Genomic DNA, 5,572 nt, shown 5'->3' with positions numbered 1-5,572 from the left:
AAAGTAACGTTATCCAAGAGCGGGCTGGAGATAGCTTGATCGGTAGCCAAACGGGCACGGTCGATACCTTGCGCGAAACCTGAACCCATCATGGCGATACCGCGATTGCTCATCACGGTTTTCACGTCGGCGAAGTCCAAGTTGATCATGTCGCTCGGGCAAGTCACCACTTCGGAAATACCGGCAACAGCATCACGCAGTACATTGTCGGCCGCACGGAAAGCTTCACGCATGGTCACGTCTTCGCCCAAGGCAGTCATCAATTTGTCGTTAGGGATAATAATCAGGGAATCGACACGCTCTTTGAGCTGATCCAAACCTGCTTGAGCGATATGTACGCGTTTGCCTTCGTAAGCAAACGGACGGGTTACAACCGCAACGGTCAGGATACCCATTTCTTTAGCGATTTCAGCCACAACAGGAGCAGAGCCGGTACCTGTACCGCCACCCATACCGGTCGTGATGAACAGCATGTTTGCACCACGGATAGCATCTTCGATGGCTTCACGATCTTCTTGAGCAGCGGCGCGGCCAATTTCAGGATTTGCACCGGCACCTAAACCGCGAGTCAGGTTTGTACCCAATTGAATGCGTTTAGCCGCATTGTTTTTAGCCAATGATTGCGCATCGGTATTGGCACTGATGAACTCAACACCATGAATAGTGTTGGCAACCATGTTGTTGATGGCATTACAGCCGCCACCACCCAAACCGATAACTTTAATAACAGCAGGGCTCGTTGCTGATTCTGCTACGTCGTAAACAAATTCCATTCAATAATCCTCCGCGCCCCGCTTTATAAGGACGGTTCAAAAATAACTCATTATCCGTATTATATAAGAAGTATTCAGATACTGGCAAAAATCTTCTTACCATTCGGCTGTCGGCGTTATATTTTTACTACATTTTTTAACAGAAAATATACAAGTTTTAAATTATTCACTTGGCAATTATTTAAAACTGTTTAATTCCACTTAAATATTCAGGACAAACGGTTGCTGCACCGCCTGCCCTGAAAACTTTTATCAGAAATTATCTCTGAAGAATCTTTGGATTTTTTCCCACAGACCCATTTTTTTGCCTGAATCATTCAGTGCAATCGCACCGGTTCGGCTGGTTTGCTCACCCTCTTCGGCAGCATAGGCCGTCTGAAGCAGGCCGATCGCTGTTGAATAGCGTGGATTACGAATACGCTCGGATACGCCGCCCATTTCTTGTGGAACACCGATACGCGCCGGCAGGTTGAAGACTTCTTCCGCCAACTCAACAATACCGGTCAACATAGAAGCACCGCCGGTCAAAACGATACCGGAAGTCAGCACTTCTTCTGGGAAACCGGAGCGGCGCAATTCGTTCAGCGTCAACTCCAAAATTTCTTCTACACGCGGGCCGATGATTTCAGCCAATACACGACGTGAAATTTGACGTGATTGACGGTCGCCAACACTAGGAACTTCAATCATTTCATCCAAGCCGTCCATAGTCGGAATAGCAGCACCGTAATGGATTTTGATGTACTCGGCTGCACTGTGCGGCGTACGCAAGGCTTGAGCCAAGTCTTTGGTAATCAAATCGCCGGCAACAGGAATAACCGCAGTATGACGGATGGCGCCATTGGTATAAACCGCGATGTCGGTTGTACCGCCACCGATATCGATGACGCACACGCCCAAATCTTTTTCGTCTTCAGTCAAAACGGCGTGACCGCTTGCCAAAGGCTGAAGCATGATTTGATCCATTTGCAGGCCGCAACGTTGGATACATTTTTGGATATTTTGCAAAGCAGTGTTCGCACCGGTGATGATGTGTACACGGGTATCCAAACGCACGCCGCTCATGCCGATAGGCTCTTTCACACCGGGTTGGTTGTCGATGATGTACTCTTGAACCACGGTATGTAAGATATTGTGATCAGGCGGAATATTGATGGCTTTGGCTGTTTCGATGGCACGATCGATGTCGGCTTGCGATACTTCGCCATCTTTAATTTTGACCACGCCTTGTGAATTCAGGCTGCGGATATGGTTACCGGCAATACCGGTGACAACGTGGGAAATTTTGGTATCTGCCATCAGCTCGGCATCTTCTACCGCCTGACGAATGGCTTGCGCGGTAGCGTCGATATTGGTCACCATACCTGCACGCAGGCCGCGTGAAGGGCTTTGACCCAAGCCAACAATGTGGATTTCGTTATCTTCCCGAATCTCGCCGATTAAGGCGATGACCTTGGACGTACCAATGTCTAAGGCACTGATATATTTATTTTGTTGTTGTTCCATAATTGCTCGTTCGCTATGTTGTCTGACTGACGGTTTGATTATTTTTGAAACAAGATTGCTTCACGTCTAATCGGCTATTCACTCTCGGAAGGGTTTTCAGACGGCCTGTAACGGACTGAAAAACCATCCTTATAACGCATATCGACATACTCGATACGACTTTGTTTTTTACGCAGCAGCGATGGCCAAATCTGGACAAACTGCTGCAAACGTTTGATTTCGTTTTCACGCCCCAAGCGCACGGTAATGCCGTTGTTCAATACAAGCAACCATGCCGACCGCGGCGTGTAGATCAATTCTTTGATAGTCAGTTTCAACGGACTCAAAATACCGGAAAAGTCCGCATAATGTTTGACCATGTCTTTGCCTGTCCCCTGCTGCCCTTCAAATATAGGCAGGTCCTGTTTCAGACTTGCGGCAAACACATTGCCCTTACTGTCCACCAAGCCGCCAGCGCGCCAATGCGCAACCGGCACACGCTCGGTCAGGATAATTTCCACGGTTTCCGGAAAACGGCGGCGTACCATTGCCGAGTCAATCCAAGGCAATTCCTGAAAAGCGGCCTGCGCCGAATCAATATCGGCGCGGAACATATTACCCCTGATATGCTCTCGTGCAACGGTTTGCAATTCTTTGTTGGAAGCATATTTCAGCTTACCCTGAATGGCAATCTGTTTCACAGGAAAATATTTGGAATTGTAAAGCCAAGCTATGCCCGAACCTATCAGTAGAAAGGTCATCAGCACCAATAGCCGGCGGGTCAGCCGACCCAATGCGCCTGCATCATCCCACATGAGCGGTCTTCAAAATCTCAATACATAAATCAGCAAAATCTACGCCGGTATGGGCTGCAGATTTTGGCACCAAACTGTGGCTGGTCATACCGGGCAAGGTATTGATTTCCAAAAGATACAGCTTACCGTCCGTATCTTTTAGGAAGTCCACGCGCGAACAACCGTCCGCACCAATCGCCTGCGCGCCACGCACGGCCAGTTCGCGCATCAGGTTTTCCTCATCCTCACTCAAATCTTCCGACGGGCATTGATAAACCGTATCGTCGCGGTTGTATTTAGCCTCGTAGTCGTAAAACTCAGTAGCTGGAATAATATGAATGCTCGGCAGGCCTTTGCCGTTCAATACCGGGCAAGAATACTCGCCGCCTCCGATAAAGCGTTCGGCAATAATTTCACCCTGCAAATGTTTCAATTCTTCGTAAACGCTTTTCAGACGGCCTTTTTCTTTTACTTTTACCACACCGACGCTGCTGCCTTCCGCGGCAGGTTTCACAAACATCGGCAGGCCCAATTTTTCTTCAACAGCATCAAAGTCGCTGTCGTCATGCAATACAGCAAACTCAGGAACAGGCAAACCCACGGCCTGCCAAATCAGTTTGCAGCGGTATTTGTCCATACCCAGCGCGGAAGCGGCCACACCACTGCCGGTGTAAGGAATACCCATCAGTTCCAACGCGCCTTGAACCGCGCCATCTTCGCCGAAAGTACCGTGCAGAATATTGAAGGCCGTCTGAAAACCTTGTGTTTTCAATTCAGACAACGGAGTTTCTTTGGGGTCGAACGCATGGGCATCGACGCCTTTGCTTTTCAAGGCAGCCAAAATAGCGGCGCCGCTGTCCAGAGAAACTTCGCGCTCGCTAGAGAAGCCGCCCATCAACACGGCCACTTTGCCAAAATTCTGCATAATTTCCACTTTCTTAAATACTGATACAGGCCGTCTGAATATTGTTCAGACGACCTATCTGCCCTCAAAGACCAATATGCCCGTTTATTATGATTGTTTCGACAATTCCACCAATGCAGACGGAACGCGGTTGATGCTGCCGGCACCCATATTCAACACAACATCGCCGTCCTGCAAAACATTCAGCAGCATTTGCGGCAAGTCGGCAACGTTTTCGCAGTAAATCGGCTCAAGTTTGCCCAATATGCGGATGGCGCGTGCCAAGGCGCGGGAATCGGCTGCGGCAATCGGCTCTTCGCCTGCGGCATAAACTTCGGTCAACACCAGCGCATCAACGGTATTGAGGACTTTGGTGAAATCTTCGAACAAATCACGTGTGCGGGTATAGCGGTGTGGTTGGAAAGCCAAGACCAAACGTTTTTCAGGGTATGCACCGCGCGCAGCGGAAAGGGTTGCTGCCATTTCAACAGGATGATGGCCATAATCGTCCACCAGCAAAGCAGTTCCGCCGTTTGGTAATTTAATGTCGCCATATTTTTGGAAGCGGCGACCGACACCTTCAAAGCCGAGCAAGCCTTTTTGAATGGCTTCAACCGATGCGCCAACTTCCAGCGCAACGCCGATAGCCGCCAACGCATTGAGGACGTTGTGGCGGCCGGGCATATTCAAAACAACTTCAAACGGCTCTTGCTCGTGTCCTTTCATTTGAACATGAACGGTAAATTTCATTTGCGCGCCGACGTTTTCAATATTGGTCGCATAGATATCGGCAGTATCGTCCAAGCCGTAAGTGGCGTAAGGTTTGCTAATTTTCGGTAAAATCGCGCGGACGTGTTCGCTGTCGATACACAGAAAGGCTTTGCCGTAGAACGGCATACGGTGGATAAAATCGACAAACGCCTGATGCAGTTTCTCAACGCTGTGGCCGTAAGTGTCCATGTGGTCTTCGTCGATATTGGTCACGACGGACATAATCGGCGTCAGATACAGGAAAGAGGCATCGGATTCGTCGGCTTCGGCAACAATGTATTCGCCTTTACCCAAACGGGCGTTGGTACCAGCGGCGTTGAGCTTGCCGCCGATAACGAAAGTCGGGTCAAGTCCTGCCGCGCCGAGAATAGAAGCGGTCAGGCTGGTGGTTGTGGTTTTGCCGTGCGTACCGGCAATGGCGATACCATCGCGGAAGCGCATCAACTCTGCCAACATCAGCGCGCGCGGAATCACGGGAATCTGCTGTTCCAATGCGGCAACAACCTCAGGATTGTCTTTTTTGACCGCAGTAGAGGTAACAACCACGTCGGCGCCATTGACGTGTTCGGCAGTATGACCTGGGTAAACTTGGATGCCGAGAGCGCTCAAATGCTCGGTAACGGCATTACGCGCCTGATCCGAACCGGAAACTTTAAAGCCCAAATTGTGTAAAACTTCGGCAATACCGCTCATGCCGACGCCGCCGATTCCGACAAAATGGATGTTGGTCACTCGATTTTTCATCATAACGTTGCGTTCCGGTTGGTTTTTAGTGCGTAAAGGCGTTATTTTAAAGGGCTATCCGCTTCTGCGCTATGCTTTTATTGTAAAGGAATTTTAACAAA

The 5,572-nt window shown here is 49.5% G+C and carries 5 protein-coding genes; all 5 read right to left on the bottom strand.

Translation table 11 applies throughout. The features are described from left to right. Positions 1 to 773, bottom strand: a 773-nt coding sequence (gene ftsZ / locus ACTHUM_RS10415) for a cell division protein FtsZ (RefSeq protein ID WP_440402849.1), incomplete at its 3' end; no start/stop codon positions are given. Between the two features lie 252 nt (positions 774 to 1,025). Then, the gene (gene ftsA / locus ACTHUM_RS10410) at positions 1,026 to 2,279 is read right to left on the bottom strand and encodes a cell division protein FtsA (RefSeq protein WP_003682483.1); all 1,254 of its coding nucleotides are present in this window, start codon (positions 2,277 to 2,279) and stop codon (positions 1,026 to 1,028) included. Positions 2,280 to 2,353: 74 nt separating this feature from the next. Further along, positions 2,354 to 3,073, bottom strand: coding sequence for a cell division protein FtsQ/DivIB (locus tag ACTHUM_RS10405; RefSeq protein ID WP_049335319.1), 720 nt, complete (start codon positions 3,071 to 3,073; stop codon positions 2,354 to 2,356). Then, entirely contained in the window at positions 3,063 to 3,977 is a 915-nt protein-coding gene (locus ACTHUM_RS10400; protein ID WP_049335322.1) for a D-alanine--D-alanine ligase, read from the bottom strand. Before ACTHUM_RS10400 ends, ACTHUM_RS10405 begins: the two co-directional genes overlap by 11 nt. Positions 3,978 to 4,064: 87 nt before the next feature. Beyond that, entirely contained in the window at positions 4,065 to 5,474 is a 1,410-nt protein-coding gene (gene murC, locus ACTHUM_RS10395; RefSeq protein ID WP_049335324.1) for a UDP-N-acetylmuramate--L-alanine ligase, read from the bottom strand. Positions 5,475 to 5,572: the final 98 nt, after the last annotated feature.

The organism is Neisseria sp. P0021.S006, assembly GCF_051956895.1.
This window is presented reverse-complemented; position numbering and strand designations above follow the sequence as displayed.